Origin of the sequence: Lacticaseibacillus parahuelsenbergensis (assembly GCF_030770265.1) — a bacterium.
Taxonomy (GTDB): Bacteria; Bacillota; Bacilli; order Lactobacillales; family Lactobacillaceae; genus Lacticaseibacillus; species Lacticaseibacillus casei.
In genome coordinates, this window is record NZ_CP132482.1 from 412,111 (window position 1) to 430,837 (window position 18,727).

Consider the following 18,727-nt stretch of genomic DNA (forward strand, 5'->3'; position numbering starts at 1 on the left):
AGCATCAAGAAAAGCTTAAGCGCTAGTTCACAAGTTTAAATGGCGTTATAATTCAATCTAAGACTTTGATTGAGTAAACACTAACTGGCGAACATTAGGGGAGAGAAAAAAGTTGTCACAGCGAGAAAAAAACTACGACACAAAGGAGCTTGTGAATCAGCTTCTAAAAGATATTCAGCAAGGTGTGATTCAGGATGCAGAAGGCCAGCTTCCAACTGAACCCGAGTTAATGAATCAATATCATGTGACACGATACACACTACGACAGGCTTTAAAGAATCTGGCTAATCTTGGCTATATTTATCAGGCCCATGGGAGTGGTACCTTTGCACGTCCGCATCACGTAGAAGGCGCAATTTCTCTTCAAAATAACGTTGGATTGACCGAAGAGATGGCGAGGCAAGGAAAAGTCGTCAAGACGACACATATTAGTCAAGAGGTCGTCCCGCTGGCAAAAGCAGACTTTATTCCCGAGAACCAGAAGTTGGATAAAGCAACCGAACTGATTTCGGTAATTCGGCAGCGAAAGTTAGATGATGAACCTTTTTTGGTGGAGCATTCCTACTACTTAAAATCCATTGTAGGAGAAATTCCTGATCGTGCGCTTAAGGGATCTCTATTTGCGTTTATCAATCAAAAGCCTGGGTTAAAAGTGGGGTTTATTGATTCTGTCATTGAGTGCGAGATGATATCTGGGCTGCCAGCGCGATTTTTTAATGTTCCGGATGGCAGTCCCAGTCTTGTTGTCCGCGATGACTCATATTTAAGTTCGGGAAAATTATTTGCGTTTTCCAAAATCTTTTACGACTTTCGCAAGACTAAATTCTTTATGCTTAAGAAAATGCACTGAGTCTGGATTGAAGTAAACTCGCGTCTTAGCTTCAAAAAGGCGGGGAGTCAACGACCGACACTCAAACGAAGGTTAAAATAGGTTTTGCATTTATGCACAACGCTCGGATGTTCAATTTCTCCCCATTCCACCTTTACACCCGAACGTTTCTCCGATAAACTCAGATTACATTCAGCTAATACAGATCCAGCCTTTGGGTGTAACAGTGGCACGATAACGCACTCACAGGACTGGATCATCTAGAAAAAACTGAACAAATAGACGCGCGTCGGTATGCTCGCAACTTATCTGCGGGCATACCGGTGCATAGGGGGACAGAAAATGGCGAAGTTAGTGTTACAGACGGATTTTGGCTTGGTTGATGGTGCCGTTGCAGCGATGTATGGTGTCGCTTATGGGGTGGATGGCGACTTGTCGATTCATGATTTGACGCATGAGATTCCACCGTATGATATTTTTGCGGCGTCTTATCGGCTGTATCAGACGACGAAGTATTGGCCTGAGGGAACGGTTTTTGTGTCGGTGGTTGATCCGGGTGTTGGTAGTGATCGGCGGAGTATTATCGCGGAGACGGCTGATCATCATTTTATTATCACGCCGGATAACGGAACGCTGACGCATTTGGCGAAGTTTGTAGGTTTGAAGCGTGTGAGTGTGATTGATGAGGCGTCGCATGCGTTGCCTGGGAGTCAGGAGAGTCATACGTTCCATGGCCGGGACGTTTATGCTTATAATGGCGCTAAGTTGGCGAGTGGTCAGATTTCTTTTGAGGATCTTGGTCAACTGATTTCGCCTGATGATGTGGTGATGTTGCCGCTGGGCGAAGTGACGGAAGGCGATAACCAGATTGCCGGCACGATTGACATTTTGGATATTCGTTTTGGCTCGTTGTGGACGAACATTCCGCTGGATACGTTTAAGAAGCTTGGGGTTGAGCCGGGCGAGCTGGTGCAGGTGTCGATCTATTATCGGGATCAGATGCGGTACCAAAACCAGATGCCGTTTACGCGGACCTTTGCCGCTGTGCGGGTTGGCGAGCCGCTGGTGTATGTGAACTCCTTGCTGAATCTGGGTGTGGCGATTAACCAGGATTCATTCTCGAAGTTGTATCACATTGGCACCGGTGTCGATTGGCATATCACGGTGAAGCGACTTTCGGTATAATTGACACGTTGTATGGGCCACGTGAAAAGTGCCTCAATGTGTCGATGGACTAGTCATGATGGTTCATCCGTGAAAAGATAACGTTTATTCTTATAGGGGGATTCGGTATGCGAGATCACAAAGTTTTGAGTGTTCGGACAGTTGTCGCAATTGGGATTGGTACAGCTATTTTATTTATTTTAAAAAGATTTGCAGTTATTCCAACAGGTATTGCCAACACGAACATTGATATTTCCTATGGCTTTCTCGGCTTCATCGCCACGCTTTTTGGACCGGTCGCAGGCTTCTTTATCGGCTTTTTGGGCCATGCCTTGAACGACTTTACCCAGTATGGCCAGCCGTGGTGGACCTGGGTGTTCACTACCGGATTGGTCGGCATGGTGATCGGCTTGTTCTGGAAGCGATTCAACATTGAAGCAGGCAATTTTGGCATGAAAAAGATTGTCGCGTTCAATGTTCTGCAAGTGATTACTAATGTGGTTAGCTGGAGCTTGATTGCGCCGACGCTGGATATCATCATTTACAGTGAACCGGCGAATAAGGTTTATGTTCAGGGGATCGTATCGGCGATTTCGAATAGTATTGCGACCGGTGTGATTGGCACGATTTTGTTGGTGGCGTATGCTGCAACCCGGACACGTTCCGGCAGTCTGAAGAAAGAGTCTTGATATGACGGTACCAGCAATTCAACTTGAACATGTGACGTTTCAGTACGACAGCCAGGCGGAGCCGACCTTGCACGATGTCAACCTGACGATCCAACCTGGCGAAAAGGTGTTGATTGTCGGGCCCTCGGGATCGGGAAAATCGACCTTGGGTAACTTGATTAATGGCCTGATTCCGCATGCATTTCCCGGGAAATTGAGCGGTACCGTCAAAGTCAATGGTGCGGTGGTGCAGGATCAAAGCCTGGCCGCCTTGTCGGTGAATGTCGGAACCGTTTTGCAAGATCCTGACGCTCAGTTTGTCGCGTTGACGGCAGGCGAGGATATTGCGTTTGCGTTGGAAAATAGTGCGGTTGCTCCTAGCGAGATGCATACCCGCGTCAAAAAATGGGCCGATCGTTTGAAGATTGGCGATTTGTTGGCGCAGGCGCCGCAATCGCTTTCTGGTGGGCAGAAGCAACGTGTGGCGATGGCTGGCGTTTTAATTGACGAAGGCGACGTGCTGCTGTTTGACGAACCTTTGGCGAGTCTTGATCCGGCAACAGGTGAAGCATCGGTGGCTTTGATTGACGAGTTGCATCAGGCGTATCACGTCACCGAAGTTATCATTGAACACCGGCTGGAAGACGTTTTGCGGCGACCGGTTGATCGGTTGGTGGTGATGGCAGATGGCCGTATTTTGGCCGACGACACGCCGGAGAATTTGTTGCGCGGACAATTGCTGCAAAAAATCGGGTTACGGGAACCGTTGTATCTGGAAGCGGCTGAATTTGCGGGCATTGATTTGAAGCAGGCGTCCCATCTAGCGGATCTCAAAACGTTCGATGCGCCAGAACTCGGCGCGAAGCTTGCGACTTTCACCGAAGATGCGCCAACTGTGGTCGCAGAAAAGCCACAAGCACCACTTTTAACGGTGGATGCATTACAGTTTGCGTATCCAAAAGGCCGTCAGATTTTTACCGATCTTAACCTGACATTGCATCACGGTGAAATGGTGGCGCTGGTTGGGCGAAATGGCGTTGGCAAGTCAACGCTGAGTCATTTGATTGCGGGATTTTTGACTCCTAGTGCTGGCAAGATCACGTTGGACGGCGAAGATCTGGCCGATTGGTCGGTGAAGGAACGGGCGGATAAAATCGGGTATATTCTGCAGGATCCGAATCAGATGATCAGTAAACACCTGATTTTTGATGAAGTTGCCCTTGGCCCGCGGTTACGCGGCTGGGATGAGGCCCGCGTCAAGGATGCCGTGTTGGCGGCGCTCAAGGTTTGCGGTCTCTATCCATTTCGTTCGTGGCCGATTAATGCACTGAGTTACGGCCAGAAAAAAAGAGTCACCATTGCGGCGATTCTGGTGCTTGAACCGGCCTTGATGATTCTTGATGAGCCAACTGCCGGGCAGGATTGGCGGCATTTTACCGACATGATGCGCTTTTTGACCAAGCTGAACGCTCAAGGGATCACGATGATGTTGATTACACATGACATGCATCTGATGCTGGAATATGCGCAACGGGCGATCGTCCTTGGGGATGGCGGCGTCTTGATGGATGCCACACCGGCCACCGTGTTGACGAATCCAGCTGTCATCGAGCATGCCTCATTGGCGCAACCAAGCCTTTACCGGTTAGCCAAACGCCTGGATCTCGATCCGCTGGCATTTACCCAAGCAGTCATTGATCAAGAACGGAGGGTCCGCCAATGAATTCACTTTTTGGATACGACCCGCAAGACACGTGGCTGCATCGCTTGACCGGTGCCACCAAAATGTTGGCGTTTCTTGGCATTTCAGTGATTGTCATGGCCAGCTATGATACGCGTTTCGTGTGTACTGTGATGCTGGCGTCGATTATTTTGTTTGCCCAAGCCAAAATTCGCTGGCACCAAATTAGCCTAGTCGTGAAGATCATTACGATTTTTGCCGTGGTCAATCTGTTGTTGGTATTTGTTTTCTCGCCGCAGTATGGCGTCGGTCTGTATGGCAGCAAACATGTTTTGCTCCACGTCGGCTACTTCACGATCACACAAGAGCAATTATTCTACGAACTCAACCTGGCGTTGAAATACATCGTGACTGTGCCGCTTGCCTTGATCTTCTTGATCACGACTAACCCCAGCGAATTCGCGGCGAGCCTCAACAAGTTGCATGTTTCGTATCGTATCAGTTATTCAGTCGCGCTAGCCTTGCGCTATATTCCCGACGTGCAAGCCAACTTCCGGCAAATCAGCTTAGCCCAACAGGCCCGCGGCTATGAGCTGTCGCACAAAGCCAAGCTGTTCCAACGCTTAAAAGGCATGGGTCAGATCCTGATGCCGCTCATCTTCACCAGTCTCGATCGGATTGATCAGATTAGTCAGGCAATGGAACTGCGCCGCTTCGGTACTGGCAAACGGCGGACATGGTACATGGATCAACCGCTGCGGACGCCTGACTGGCTAGTGCTGGTGGGGGTTGTGGTGATCATTTTGGTTGGCTTGGTGCTGTTTCATGTTAATGGCGGGCGGTTTTATAATCCGTTTCGGGGATGAGTTAGGAATAGCAGTCTATCTTCATAGTTTATAAAGAAGTTCGATGGTCATTTGATCGTCGGGCTTTTTTGTCATGTAAATTCCTGCGAAGCTTCGTCCGCGAAAGCTATTTTCCGGAAGTCTACGGAAAGCACAATTGCCATAAGTGTTATGGCAAAAGAAAAATTTAAAGCGCTTACTTTGCTGGCTATACTATGTCTATAAGTTAGCTGAGAAACATAAGGAGGATCCGTTGTGGAGAAGGAGATTAATACTGATGAAGGCTCAATGCAGATTATTCTGCATGCTGGAAATGCCAAAAGCAGTGCATTTGAAGCATTGAAAGAAGTCAAGCTTGGCCACATTGATAGCTACCGAAAGTACTATCAAACGGCGAAGTCTGAGCTGGTTTTAGCTGAAAAAGCCCATGCGGTTCTGTTGCGGGATTTGGCTAACGCTGATCGAATGAAAGACGTTGATTTGCTTTTAGTCCATGCTGAGGGGCATTTATCCTCCACAGATATCGCAGTTCAGTTGATTGGTGAAATCGGTGAGATCTTGGAATGGAAAGGGGCATTAGAGAATGCATAAAGAATTTCTTTGGGGGAGCGCGACCGCTTCTTACCAATGTGAAGGGGCTTGGAACGAAGACGGTCGGGTCGAATCAATGTGGGATCGGTACTTGCATGAGCATCATTTGGAAAATGGTGACATCGCCAGTGACTTTTACCATCATTATAAGGAAGACATCAAGCTGATGAAGGCGGGCGGTCAAAATGCTTATCGCTTTTCACTGTCTTGGCCGCGGATCATCTCAGATCGCGAAGGGACGATCAATCCCTTAGGCATCGACTTTTATAACCGTGTGATCGATTGTTGCCTAGAAAACGGTATTACGCCATTTGTGACCATCTATCACTGGGATCTACCGCAATATTGGCAAGAGACAGGCGGATGGTTGGATCACAATGTCTGTGAGGCTTATGATCACTATGCTAAAGTTTGTTTTGACAACTTTGGTGATCGCGTGAATTACTGGGCCACATTTAATGAACCAAAATGGTGTTTGGTCAATGGCTATCTGATCGGTAACTACCCGCCTGGCGAGCATGACGTACAACATACGATGAATGCGGCTTATAACATGATGTTTGCGAGTGCTTTGGCTGTACGCACGTTCCGACAAGGAAACTATCAAGGCAAGATTGGCATCGTCCATAGTTACACCCCGGTTGATGGTGTGGATGACACGATTCAGACCCAGATTGCAGTGCGCAATGCCGATAATTACAGCAATAATTGGGTACTTGATACCGCGGCCCTTGGAGAATTCCCGATGGATCTTGTAACCCGGCTTTCACAAGACTATGACATCAGCTTGATGAAACCGGAAGAGCTCAAGATTATTAAAGATAATACGGTGGACTTTTTGGGGCTTAATTATTATGCTCGCTCACTAGTCAAACCTTACACTCATGGCGAAACGCAATTGCAATTCAATAATACTGGTAAACCAGGATCGACTAAGATTGTGCTAAAAGATTGGTTCGAGCAGGTCATGGATCCTAAAAGTGAGTTTACCGAATGGGATACGGAAATCTATCCGCGTGGCTTGTATGATGGCTTGAAGAAGGCTTATGCCAAATACGACTTGCCAATTTATGTCACAGAAAACGGCGTAGGGGTGCGTGAAGATGTGTCTGTGCCAAAAGTTCACGATGATTGGCGCATCAGTTACATGAATGATCATATCAATGCCATCATGAATGCTGTTGATGATGGGTGTGACATTCGCGGATACTTTGCCTGGTCGACAATGGATCTTTATTCTTGGAAAAACGGCGTAGAAAAACGTTATGGACTAGTCGCAGTTGATTTCGACCATCATTTAGAGCGGCGGCCAAAAGCTTCTTATGACTGGTTTAAGAAAGTAGCAGATTCAAATGGGGACGCGATTAAGCGGCAAGCGTATTAATAACGCAAGGAGGAGAATCATGAAAAATATCATGTTAATTTGCAATGCAGGTATGTCGACAGGAATTTTGGCAAAGAAGATCCAAGCAGCATCTAATGACACGATTAAGGTTCATGCTTATGCTGAAGCTGAGTACGAAGACTACTTGGATGGCGTTGATCTGATCTTAGTCAGTCCCCAGATTCGGTTTTTGGCCGATGATATTGCGGAAAAATCGCACAAGACTGTCAAGACTATCGCTCCGCAAAAGTACGGCATGATGGATGGCAAAGGAATTTATCAGGACATCGTGAATGAGATCGGGGGTTAAATCATGCACTTTGATGCCATTACGACCTATATGGAACGACATATTACGCCGTTAGCCGCAAAGTTATCAAAGCAACGCCATTTGAGGGCGATTCGGGATACTTTTATGTCGATCTTGCCTATTACCTTGTTCGGCTCCATTCCAGTCATCTTAGCGGCTGCACCTCCAGTAGATAAGCACACGACAAATGGTTTTTTACTTGCGTGGGCAGGTTTTGCCAAGACAAATGCCATGACGCTGACGTGGATTAGCGCGGTGACTTTAAACGCCATGTCGTTAGCGATCTGTATCGGAGTCGCCTATTATTTATGCAAACACTATAACGAAAATCCGTTACATCCCATGTTGTTCTCAACAATTGGTTTCTTGATGCTTGTGTTGGATCCACAGAAATTGGGATGGGAAGGTAACATCGTTGATATCAGTTATTGGGATGGTCGAGGGATCATTATCGCATTACTGATCTCAATACTGACGGTTGAAAGTTATCATTGGATGAGGCAACACAACATTGGCCGTATCTCAATGCCGGATAGTGTGCCGGCCTCACTCTCCGAGACTTTTGCCATGCTGATTCCTTCGATGGTGATCTTAACTGGATACACGCTACTCTTCATCATTTTCCATGCCATGAATACAACAATGGTGGCATTTATTTATACCGTTTTAGCACCAAGTTTTAAAGCTGCTGATAGTTTGCCAATCGCCATCTTATTGATTGTTTTAGTCCATGTGTTCTGGTTCTTTGGCCTGCATGATGCAGCGTTAGCAGGTATCTTAGGCCCGATCCGTGATGGGAACCTTTCAATCAATGCTGCACAGAAGATGGCAGGACAACCATTGTCGCGAATCTTTACGACCCCTTACTGGACTTACTTTGTTATTATTGGTGGCTCCGGATCGGTTCTGGCTTTAGCTTTCTTGATGATGCGATCTAGGTCGAAGCAATTAAGTACGGTCGGTAAAGTGGGACTTATTCCTTCATTCTTTGGAATTTCTGAACCTTTGATCTTTGGGACGCCTTTGATGTTAAACCCTGTGTTCTTCTTCCCATTTATTTTTACATCGACTTTTAACGGGATTGTAACATATTTATGTATGCAATTTGGAATTGTAGGGAAAACATTTGCGGTCTTTTCGTGGCAAATGCCGGCACCGATTGGAGCGTTTCTGTCAACGATGGATTGGCGGGCAGTCGTATTAGTCTTGATCCTGATCGTGTTAGACGGCATGATGTATTATCCGTTCTTTAAGGTTTATGAACGCAACCTTGTTAAGCTGGAAGCGACACCAGATGATGATGTTAAGAAGGATACAAAATAGAGAAAATGGCTAGGTGACTAGCCTTTTTGTGCATGTGAAGGGGGAAGTGTACAGGATGCCGATCACGATCAGACAGAACACTATGTTGGAATATTTAGCACAAGCCGGTCAGCCCTTAACCAGTGAAGATTTAGCTACGCACTTAGGTGTTTCGCCCAAAACTGTTCGTAATGATATTCGGGCTTTGAACCATACAGGAAAAGGCGTCCTCATTGACTCTAAGAGGGGCGTGGGTTACTTTATTGCAGATAATTCTAAGACTCACATTATGGTCGATCAAAATGAAGAAAATTTTCAGTATGAAGTACTGAAAGCGGTGATCGATTCGCCACGAGTCAATTTGTATGAACTGGCGGATAAACTTTTTATTAGCGATAGTGCCTTAATGACGATGGTCGGCAATTTGAATAACGTTATTGCTCAGGCGGATCCTAGTTTGCAGATCAGGCGGGTTAATAATGATCTGCTTATCAGTGGGACTGAAGGACAACGACGGCACGTGTTCAATTTATTTCTGGCACAGGAAATCCGAGAAAAAGATTTACCACTAGATAAGTACGCTTCCTATTTTGCCTTTAGTGATTTGCGAGAACTCTATTCTTTGATTAACGCGTTACACGAGCAAGAACATATCAAAATGAATGGATTCGCAGCGATTTCCTTTGTCCTGCATATTTCAGTTCTATTGGAACGCGTCCATGAAGGTAATTATGTTTACCAAAAACAAGCCGATTTAGATCATGATGCTTGTCGAGAGTATGCCGAGGCTTTGAAACAATTGTTAGAAAAAAAGTTTCAAATTACGCTACCCGATCAAGAGTTAGCATATATTTACCATCTGTATTTAGGACAATTTCAGACTGTCGAACCAGTGAACCAAACCAAGTTAGATCAAGTCATTCATCAGGTGTTGACGGCTATCCGCGAGACTTTTTATGTTGACTTTTCTCGTGATATAGACTTGGCAGCCTATCTTCGGAATCACATGAAGAGTTTGTATCAACGGGCAAAGGCCGATCGTTTTCTGATCAATCCATTGACCAGCGATATTAAAACTCAGTATCCATTCATCTACAACCTAAGCGTTTTTGCAGCTGTCCTCTTTCAAAAGAAGCTTAAGTTCCAAATTCCTGACGACGAGATTGCTTATATTGCTCTTCACTTTCTTGCTTCCTACGACACGATTCAATCGGAACGAACCAAGAACATTCTCCTAATCACACCATATGGACTGGGGAATCAAAGATTAATTCAGGTTAAGTTAAATCAGATTGAAAGTTTTGAGATAAACGTCAAAGATACACCAACAATTAAAGAAGCTCAGCACATTATTCATCAGACCCGCAACATAGATCTTGTTCTTACAACTGAGCCGATCAAGACCAGTCTTGGGGTTCCAATTTTTCTTTATCACGGATTGCTCTCTGACGAGGATGTGGCTGGAATTTCTCGCCTTTTGCAACAGGAAAAGAAGACAAAACACCAACTTGTGATGGAAAAGTTTATGGATCCTCGTTTATTTTTCCCAGGTAAAAACCTGACCAGTCCGGAAGATGTCATTCGGTTTTTGTGTCAAAAACTGGTTGATAATGGTGATGTAGACGCAAACTACGTCAACTTGGTTTTGGAACGAGAACGCCTTTCCAGTACGGCTTATGAAAATAATCACGCCATCCCTCATGCAATCCAGCGGGTAGCAATGAACAGTGCCATCGCAGTTTGTTCCTTGCCGCGAGCGATCGATTGGAACGGTAAGAAGGTCAGATTAGTGCTCTTGTTGGCTCTAACGTCTGAACGTAATAGTGACTTTGAGGATTTATTTGGGGAGCTCGTGAAAGTATTAGATTCTACTAGTTTTGTTAACCGATTGGCACGAGTGACAGAATTTGAAACTTTCATTAAGTTATGTAAAGAGAAGGTTGCAGTGCATTAATCGGCAGTCTGTTAGGATGACATCTAGATTCGGCTATTTTCATCCATTATCGCTGCTTTATCACAGCCAAAAAAGATTCAAGAGCCCAAATTAATTTTGAGGTCCTTGAATCTTTTTTCCTAACCTTGGAGAATATATTATTTAAGGATCATTGACGCCAATGGATAACCAACAAACGAGAGGATTAGAACGCCCGCTAATGCGAGAGCTAAACCATAGCGGAGCATGACTTTTAAGTCGACCCAACCTGATCCGCCAGCAAGTGCCATCGGGATTGTTGAGGGTGGAGTTGACCAAGCGTAAGAGGCGCCAGCTGCAATTAAGATTGTTAGTGCTGCAACGTTAATGTTGCCTAAGGTCAATGCCAGTGGGATTAGCAAAGAATAAAAGACAGTGGCCATGATGGTGCTTGATATAAATTGTTTGAGCATGACAAGTAAGAACATGGCCACGAGTATGAATAGAAAGCTGGAGAAGTCACTGACAATCGGTCGAACAATTTTAGTGAAATATTTAGTGATACCAAGTTTGTCTTGGACAAGTGCTGCAGAAAGAACCAAGACGGCGGCGTTAAAAATCAAAGTATTCCATGGGACACCTTGCGTTGATGCTGTTTTGAAATCCATCACTGGCTTACCATCGACATTGATAAGACATAAAAGGATGACGCCAATAAAGGCGGGAATGGCATTTCCGATGGACGACAGATAGGCACCAATATCTGGGAGAATATTACCAATAGTTCCTTGGATGATCCAGATGACGATGACAGCAACGAAGACAGCAGCGGTAATTTTTTCTTGTCGTGATATCGGTGGCAGTTCTGCTCGGAGTTTTTGCGCGTCAAAATTTCGTAAAGGTTTAACATCAGGGCGGTAGAAGAATTTGTAAATCAACATGAACACAATAAAGACGAGCAGACCAGTTGCAATGCCGACAATGCTGTAAGAAAGCACGTCAATATTGATATGGGCGTCACGCGCCAAGAAAGTAAGTGGAATTAAAACAATCGCATGGCCAATAGGGGTCATCGAAGAACCGATACCGACACACATAGCTAACCCTAAGATGATCATTTGTGGTAGGCGATCGCCTTTTTTTAGCCCAAGTTCTTTGAACAATTCTTCGGCTATTGGAATAAACACCAACAATGCCGCAGTTTGCGACATAAACGCTGAGAGAAAGACCGAAGCGAACAGGAAAACAATAATGAAAGTCCATGGCCCACGACTTGCTAACTTATTTGAAACTGACCAAATGGCAATTCGTTTTGAAAGACCAGTTTGGGTCATCACATAACTGATCATAAAGAATGCGTAAAGGAATGAATTAACCCAGTTGCCCAAGCCACTTGCAAAAACCTCGGCTTGGGTCATGATTTGAAACAAAACGATCACGCTCATACAAAGCAAGCTTGTCCAGCCGATACCGGCGAAGTTCCAGAGAAGAAGCATCCCGACAAAAATGCCGATCATTTGCATGCTGTCCGCTGTCAATCCGGCAGGGGCTGGGACAAACCGAAACAAAAAGATGAAGGCGAAAGAGACAACTTGCATCAGCTTGTTGAAATTGAAACGGCCGAGAATGGCACGGCTATTTGCCTGTTTGACTGTCGTTTGCATATTAGTTTACCTCACTAGTTAGATTGACTAGGCCTTCTTGCATCATTATTTTTTTAACTTCAGTTGGGTTTAATGTATAAACATCCTTGGAATTCTTGACGGCATAGGCAAAGATGGCACCGATTGACTCGCCGACATTCATCACAATTGGCATGACACGTGTAGCAGCGAATGTTTCCATATCAGTAGAGATCGCTTTGCCAATAACTGCCAGATTGAGATCCTCTCTAGGAAGACAAACGCCTAGAGGAATTTGATAAACGCCATCAATTTTCAAGAAGTGAACCTTTTTTGTGACAGGGTCATGGATATCGACGGGATAGCAACCAACGCCAATGCAGTCTTCGAATTGGCGCATATTCTTAATATCATCGAGGTGAAGCGTTTCGCGTCCATCAAGCTTGACACTTGCCCGAACACCTAAGATTGGGGCAATGTTTGATAGATAAGCTTCTCGGCATCCGGGAATGTTTTCCTTAATAAATCCTACAATCCTGTTGATTTGGCTTCTGGTCTCATGAAGGCCTTGTGAAAGCTGTGCAGGGTCGCGATAATCAACGTTTGTTCTGGTGACATTGACGCTAGTGTCATTTGTCCCCGGAATCGGTGCGAAAGCAAGAATCCGCCCCTGAATAATATCTTTGTCAAAGGCTTCGCTTATAACATCAGAAAGCTTTCCGCTCGCAATGAATGCCTGCAATGTTGGAAGATCAACGTTAGATAACCTAAATAGTTGGGTTGAGACAGCGATATCCCCAGTAGCAAGTGGTTGTGTTTGGCAACCAAGACTTGTAGCAACTAAACAATTACTGGTACCGTCAATCAAGTATTTTGTGGAGAATTGGTAAGGCGTGCCGAAATTAGTTGCTTGAACCGTAAAGCCGGCCGCTTCCTTCTTAGCTGCTTGGAAATAGGTGTTATAGAAGACTCGAACGTGGTTTTCGGCTAACAGTTCTTCTAAGATCAACTTCAGCACTTCAGGGTTGTAACGAAGCCGGTCAACTTTAATATCTTTATCAGATGACATTGGGAGTTGGTAATAATATTGACCGGCTTGACGCTCAATGAGTCGGTCAAAAATCATTTGTTCAAAGCCGTGATAAAGTGGCTGTTTTAAAAATGTGGCTGCGTTAAATTCAGCTAAACCAGATAGTGTCGCATTACCACCGCAAACATTCTGCTGTTCAATAATCGCAACCCGTATGCCCTTTGATGCTGCCTTGATTGCAGCCAGAACGCCAGCAGTACCACCACCAATAACCATTAAGTCAAAATCCATTAATGTGTCCTCCTTTAGGTTTAAACCGATTATGTTCACAAATTCACTAAAGGCAGGATAAAACATCGCTTTCATTTGTACAATCGATTCTGTATACTGTTTCTATCGATAAAAGCGATGGAACTTCCAAAAAGGAGGACCTCAATGAATCTCAACCAGCTGCGATACTTCTTAGTGCTTGCAGAAGTTGGCTCATATAGTGAAGCAGCTTTTCAGCTGGATATAGCACAGTCGACTTTAAGCCAAGCAATGATCAAACTTGAGCAAGAGTTCAACACTCCCCTGTTTTACAGCGAAAAAAGGATCAGTTATCTGACTGGTGCCGGTGAAGTTTTACGAAGCGAAGCACGAAAAATTCTTGCAAATGTAGCGGAAAGCAAGGAAAAGATGGCGCAGTATTTGAATGGGAATCTTGGCTGCGTGACGATTGGTGTGTCTGGCTCATTTGGGGTCACCATTGTTCCCCGGGTTATTAATTTATACCAAAAATATCATCCGAAAAATCAACTCACCGTGCGTTTGGTACAAGGAAATACAGAGCAGCTTGTCGAGCGATTAAGTAATCACGAAATCGATTTAGGTATCTGTTCTTATTCGCGTCGGAACGAGTTCGTCGAATTTTCTGCCATTAAACGTGAACCGTACGTTGTCATTACGCCAACAGACCATGCACTAGCTACGCAGACGTCAGTGGTGGTTACTGATATTCTGAAATATCCTATGGTGACGTTCAGTACGCGCAGCGGTGCATATTATGATGTTGCAAATATTTTAAATGTTGATATGGAACAACTGGCTATTGCAATGCAGGTTGACGATCCTGCAATGATGGCTGCTTTGGTTGCATCGGGCGTTGGGATTGCGGTTGTGCCGCGGATATATTTGTTGGATCACTTTGACGTCAAGATCCTGCCCCTAGCAGAATCACGCCATCGAGACGTGTACTGTGCATGGCTTAAATATCAAATGCTTTCACCGGTTGCCAAAGAGTTCCGGTCGTTGATTCAGCAATCGGGAGGGGATGTTGTCAGCAAAAATTGAGAATTGTTATAGAGGTAAATCAAAGAGCCCAAATTCGTATGTTTATGACAACGAATTTGGACTCTTTCTGTTTGTAGAGTCTGCTTTATCAATACTCAGAGGTTTTAGGCCTGTATTTACTATAGAACTATTTAGATTTGGTTAGCCTTGTTCAAGGGCTAATTTTGTTTGTGTTATTCCAGATTTTCTTCTTTCAACAACTTTTGTCCGAGAGCACCACCTGGATGGAATACTGCGAAGTCAGAAGCGGTGAAGCCCTTTAACTTTGATACTGTGCAAGCGATAGCATCGCCAACCATTAGAGCTGCCGTGGAGCTACTTGTCGGCGCTAATCCCAAATCATCCGCTTCGTTATTGACCGGAATGGTTAGAACACTTTGGCATGCTTTAGCCAAATGTGACGTCTCATTTCCAGTTAATGCCACTGTTTCTGCACCAATTAAATTCAGTGAAGGTAATGGGGCAAGTGTCTCTTTTGTTTCACCGCTATTGGAGATGATAATGACTAAATCTTTTGATGTGATCATGCCTAAGTCTCCGTGCATTGCCTCGGTTGCGTGCACAAAGATTGATGGGGTTCCAAGACTGGCAAAGGTAGCTGCAAGTTTAACCCCAATATGCCCCGTTTTGCCAACGCCCATAAAAACTAACCTTCCCTTTAATTCCATAATCTTATCAATCAGAGATTGGTATTGTGACTCATCAACGTGTGACTCTATCAATTGCATGGCGGAAATTTCCCTCTGCATGTAGGTGTGTATTAACGATACTTTGTTTTTGATCATGTTGATAACCTCCTTATCCCGCCTTCATTGTTGACTGTCACAGTACTAATAACAATTAGCGATGATAAGTTGTTTTGTTGGGGAGCAAACATATTTCGAAAGCACCGACTGCATTGGGAAAAAGATAGCGCATGACTAAGAGATTTGTTCTCATAGAGAGTAGTGGTCTTTGTTGAAATTGTGAGTAGATAAACAAAAGCTGTCATCAGAAACCATTGAACGGCTCTTCGATAGCGCTTACATTTGGCTTGTAGGAACAAAGGAGGTGATGCTGAATGATTGAGAAAATTATCACAGATTCATTAATCCAGTTGAAGGTAAAAGCAACAAGCTGGCGTGACGCCATTCAAAAAGCCGGACGCGTTTTAGTCGCAGATGGGGATGTGACCCAAAATTATGTTGACGAAATTATTCGCTCAGCAGAAAAGTTTGGTCCTTATTTCGTGATTGCACCACATGTTGCACTAGCTCATGCCCCTCGTCAAGCCGGTGCTAAGACGCTGGCTATGGGTATAACGACATTGGATCCGCCAATAGACTTCCATAACAAGGCAAATGACCCAGTTCGGTATGTATTCACGCTGAGCGCACCGAATGCAAATTCACATCTTAAAGCGATGCAAGAGTTTGTTCAACTGCTTTCAACGGATGGCTTTTATAACGTGCTTGATCAGGCTGTATCCGGTCAAGAGATTATGACGTATATTGAATCAACTTTGTCAACGAATAGGAGTGATTGTAATGGTTAAAGTATTAGTTGCATGTCGTGCAGGCGTTGGATCGAGTCTCATGTTAAAGATTAAGTTAAATGAGGTTATTGCGGAACACAAATGGGATATGGAAGTGATCCATTCTTCTTTAGATGAACTAAGCAGCTTCGATGGCCCGATTGTTGTCACGTTAAGCGACGTAGCCGATGAGCTGAAAGAAGAAGGCGTCAAAAAGGAAATTGTCGGGATTAGGAATTTACTGGACAAAAAAGAAATCTACACCAAAGTAGCAAAGGCTTTACAGGATATTGGCGTTAACTAACAAGAGCAAGATGGGGGATTAATCATGAAGTTTTTAGTTAGTCTGCTTTCCAATCCGGCAATACTTTTAGCAATTGTGTCCTTGATAGGGTTGATTTCACAACGAAAGAGTCCAACAGAAGTTTTTACTGGAACGGCTAAAACAGCGATTGGGTTTTTGATTTTTGGAATTGGCGCGGCAACGATGACGGGCACACTGCAGAACTTCAATAAGCTGTTTACCGAAGGGTTCCACATTAATGGTGTGATCGCGTCACCTGAGGCAGCCACGGCACTTGCCCAAAATAAATTTGGCTTTGCGGTGTCAATGACCTTAATTATTGGATTCATCATGAATTTAGTGTTTGCGCGAATCACGCCGTTTAAAAATGTTTTCTTCACCGGAGGCCATAGTCTATTCTTCGCGTGTGTCCTTGCCTTGGTTATGAAAGCACATGGTTTTAATAATACTTGGACAATTATTGTAGGTGGAACCATTTTGGGTTTTTGTTCTTCGGCACTACCTCAGCTTTGTCAACCGTTTATGCGGAAAATTACGGGCGGTGACTTTCAGGCGATTGGTCATTTTAATATGCTTGGCTACGCACTTTCGGGATTACTCGGTAACGCGTTTAAGAAACATGCCGATGATACAACTGAGAATATCAAGTTTCCTAAAGCACTATCATTTTTCAAGGATTTTTTAATGGGTTTTGCCTTTGTAATGTTGATTCTCTTTTATTTGGCAGCAGTTGCGGCTGGTAAATCGGCTGTCATGAAGATTTCTGGTGGCGTTGACTGGTTAGTTTTCCCACTGATTCAAGCCTTAACATGTACGGCAGGTATCTCAGTTTTAATGACAGGTGTTCGGATGTTCTTGGCCGAAATAACAGCTGCATTTAACGCTTTTGCTGAGAAGTTCATTCCGGGATCCCGACCTGCGTTGGATGTGCCAACAATTTTTCCTTTTGCTCCTACAGCGGTTCTTGTTGGCTTTTTAAGCTCATATGCTGCCGGACTTATCGGTGTCCTCATCATGATTGCATTTCATTTTGATATGGTCATCATCCCGGCTGCGCATATCTGCTTCTTCTCAGGCGGAACTGCTGCGATTTTTGGTAATTCAACTGGTGGCTGGCGAGGTGCTGTTTTTGGTTCCTTTGTCGTCGGTTTATTGCTTGTTTTCTTGCCAGTATTGTTATATCCAGCTATTTCAAGTATGGGAGTGTCAACTGCGATGTTCCCGAACGTTGACTATAACGTTGTCGGCTCGTTGTTAAACAGCATCTTGGGACTGTTTCATTAATAATGCGTGATGGTCACATAAAAATGAAAAGAGGAAATTACTGTCATGGCACCTTTGTCTGGGATTTTAGTTGCTATGGTTACGCCATTAACCGATGATCAAAGAGTCAGTTACGAGAGAACGGACAGACTGTTAGACCATTTATTAGCTGAGAACATTGCTGGGATCTTCATATTGGGTACAAACGGAGAAGCTTATGTTTTGAATGAGGAAGAGAAGCTGGCGTTTACTGCTCATGTCATAGGCTATGTTCATGGCAGAACCAAGATATTAGTCGGAACAGGATTAAATGGAACTGAAGAAACCATTCGCTTTAGCCAGAAAGTAGCGTTAATGCATCCAGATGCGATCACGCTAGTTGCTCCTTCATTTGTTGCGCCTTCGCAGCAGGAACTCATCGATCATTTTGCAGCAGTTATTCAAGCCGTTGACGTTCCTGTCTTACTTTATAACATGCCAGCAAAAACGGGAAGCAATATTGAACCCTCATCCATGAAGCAACTATCAAAGTATGAGAATCTGATTGGTATAAAAGATAGTTCTGGAGAATGGGACAACTTTGATGGTTATTTGAAGAATCGACCAAATCGACCATTTTCCATCATCATGGGTTCGGATGGAAGAATTCTTGAAAGTTTGCAACATGGTGGTGATGCAGCTATTGCTAGTACAGCCAATTTGTTGACAGCCAATAATGTGGCACTATATCAGGCTTTTGTTAAGGGTGACATTGATACTGCAAAGAAATACCAAGATCATATCCAACCACTCAGAACGGTGTTGCATAAGGCAACTTCGCCGGTATCGCTTAAGACTGCCCTTAATATTGCGGGTATCACGGTTGGTCCGACTAGACTACCTGCTAAGATGCCAAACAAAGAAGACGCTCTGTATCGAGAAACTCAAGCTGTTATTAGTGCGTATCAGCGACAGAAAATCGTCTAGAAAAGGAGAAC

18 protein-coding genes are annotated in these 18,727 nt (G+C 44.5%); 15 read left to right on the forward strand and 3 right to left on the reverse strand.

Annotated elements, in window-relative coordinates:
* Positions 1–112 precede the first annotated feature (112 nt).
* The 10 genes from LACPH_RS01900 (at position 113) to LACPH_RS01945 (ending at position 10,728) form a co-directional block, all read left to right on the forward strand.
* Positions 113–850 carry a GntR family transcriptional regulator gene (locus tag LACPH_RS01900; RefSeq protein WP_138131165.1) on the forward strand — a complete coding sequence of 246 codons (738 nt, stop codon included), beginning with the start codon at positions 113–115 and terminating at the stop codon, positions 848–850.
* 321 nt (positions 851–1,171) lie between these two features.
* Positions 1,172–2,014, forward strand: a complete 843-nt coding sequence (locus tag LACPH_RS01905; protein WP_274784324.1) for an SAM hydrolase/SAM-dependent halogenase family protein — start codon at positions 1,172–1,174, stop codon at positions 2,012–2,014.
* A 107-nt stretch (positions 2,015–2,121) separates the two neighbouring features.
* Positions 2,122–2,682, forward strand: coding sequence for an ECF-type riboflavin transporter substrate-binding protein (locus LACPH_RS01910; protein ID WP_049170697.1), 561 nt, complete (start codon positions 2,122–2,124; stop codon positions 2,680–2,682).
* Position 2,683: 1 nt separating this feature from the next.
* Positions 2,684–4,384: an ABC transporter ATP-binding protein gene (locus LACPH_RS01915; protein ID WP_274784325.1), complete on the forward strand. Its 1,701-nt coding sequence runs from the start codon at positions 2,684–2,686 to the stop codon at positions 4,382–4,384.
* The gene (locus LACPH_RS01920) at positions 4,381–5,208 is read left to right on the forward strand and encodes an energy-coupling factor transporter transmembrane component T family protein (protein WP_274784326.1); all 828 of its coding nucleotides are present in this window, start codon (positions 4,381–4,383) and stop codon (positions 5,206–5,208) included. Before LACPH_RS01915 ends, LACPH_RS01920 begins: the two co-directional genes overlap by 4 nt.
* Positions 5,209–5,442: 234 nt before the next feature.
* Positions 5,443–5,778, forward strand: a complete 336-nt coding sequence (locus LACPH_RS01925; RefSeq protein ID WP_274784327.1) for a PTS sugar transporter subunit IIA — start codon at positions 5,443–5,445, stop codon at positions 5,776–5,778.
* The gene (locus LACPH_RS01930) at positions 5,771–7,162 is read left to right on the forward strand and encodes a glycoside hydrolase family 1 protein (protein WP_274784328.1); all 1,392 of its coding nucleotides are present in this window, start codon (positions 5,771–5,773) and stop codon (positions 7,160–7,162) included. The genes LACPH_RS01925 and LACPH_RS01930 overlap by 8 nt, the downstream gene beginning before the upstream one ends.
* Positions 7,163–7,181: 19 nt before the next feature.
* On the forward strand, positions 7,182–7,472 hold the full coding sequence (locus LACPH_RS01935) for a PTS sugar transporter subunit IIB (protein WP_274784329.1): 291 nt from the start codon (positions 7,182–7,184) through the stop codon (positions 7,470–7,472).
* A gap of 3 nt (positions 7,473–7,475) precedes the next feature.
* Complete coding sequence (locus LACPH_RS01940; RefSeq protein ID WP_274784330.1) at positions 7,476–8,795, forward strand: PTS sugar transporter subunit IIC; 1,320 nt, start codon at positions 7,476–7,478, stop codon at positions 8,793–8,795.
* An 82-nt stretch (positions 8,796–8,877) separates the two neighbouring features.
* Positions 8,878–10,728, forward strand: a complete 1,851-nt coding sequence (locus LACPH_RS01945) for a BglG family transcription antiterminator (RefSeq protein ID WP_306387200.1) — start codon at positions 8,878–8,880, stop codon at positions 10,726–10,728.
* A 137-nt stretch (positions 10,729–10,865) separates the two neighbouring features.
* On the opposite strand, the gene LACPH_RS01950 is transcribed toward LACPH_RS01945, so the two are convergent.
* Positions 10,866–12,350, reverse strand: coding sequence for an SLC13 family permease (locus LACPH_RS01950; protein WP_274784332.1), 1,485 nt, complete (start codon positions 12,348–12,350; stop codon positions 10,866–10,868).
* A gap of 1 nt (position 12,351) precedes the next feature.
* Entirely contained in the window at positions 12,352–13,629 is a 1,278-nt protein-coding gene (locus tag LACPH_RS01955) for an FAD-dependent oxidoreductase (RefSeq protein WP_274784333.1), read from the reverse strand.
* Between the two features lie 144 nt (positions 13,630–13,773).
* Here LACPH_RS01955 and LACPH_RS01960 point away from each other — a divergent pair, with 144 nt between their 5' ends.
* Positions 13,774–14,670, forward strand: a complete 897-nt coding sequence (locus tag LACPH_RS01960) for a LysR family transcriptional regulator (RefSeq protein WP_274784334.1) — start codon at positions 13,774–13,776, stop codon at positions 14,668–14,670.
* 173 nt (positions 14,671–14,843) lie between these two features.
* On the opposite strand, the gene LACPH_RS01965 is transcribed toward LACPH_RS01960, so the two are convergent.
* Positions 14,844–15,455: a KpsF/GutQ family sugar-phosphate isomerase gene (locus LACPH_RS01965; RefSeq protein ID WP_274784335.1), complete on the reverse strand. Its 612-nt coding sequence runs from the start codon at positions 15,453–15,455 to the stop codon at positions 14,844–14,846.
* Between the two features lie 275 nt (positions 15,456–15,730).
* Here LACPH_RS01965 and LACPH_RS01970 point away from each other — a divergent pair, with 275 nt between their 5' ends.
* The 4 genes from LACPH_RS01970 to LACPH_RS01985 are packed head-to-tail and all read left to right on the forward strand — an operon-like array spanning position 15,731 to position 18,716.
* Positions 15,731–16,204, forward strand: a complete 474-nt coding sequence (locus tag LACPH_RS01970; protein ID WP_274784336.1) for a PTS sugar transporter subunit IIA — start codon at positions 15,731–15,733, stop codon at positions 16,202–16,204.
* Positions 16,197–16,487: a PTS sugar transporter subunit IIB gene (locus tag LACPH_RS01975; RefSeq protein ID WP_274784337.1), complete on the forward strand. Its 291-nt coding sequence runs from the start codon at positions 16,197–16,199 to the stop codon at positions 16,485–16,487. The genes LACPH_RS01970 and LACPH_RS01975 overlap by 8 nt, the downstream gene beginning before the upstream one ends.
* Before the next feature lie 24 nt (positions 16,488–16,511).
* Entirely contained in the window at positions 16,512–17,771 is a 1,260-nt protein-coding gene (ulaA, locus tag LACPH_RS01980) for a PTS ascorbate transporter subunit IIC (RefSeq protein ID WP_274784338.1), read from the forward strand.
* Between the two features lie 45 nt (positions 17,772–17,816).
* Positions 17,817–18,716 (forward strand): dihydrodipicolinate synthase family protein, encoded by a 900-nt coding sequence (locus LACPH_RS01985; protein ID WP_274784339.1) that lies wholly within the window; start codon positions 17,817–17,819, stop codon positions 18,714–18,716.
* Positions 18,717–18,727 lie beyond the last annotated feature (11 nt).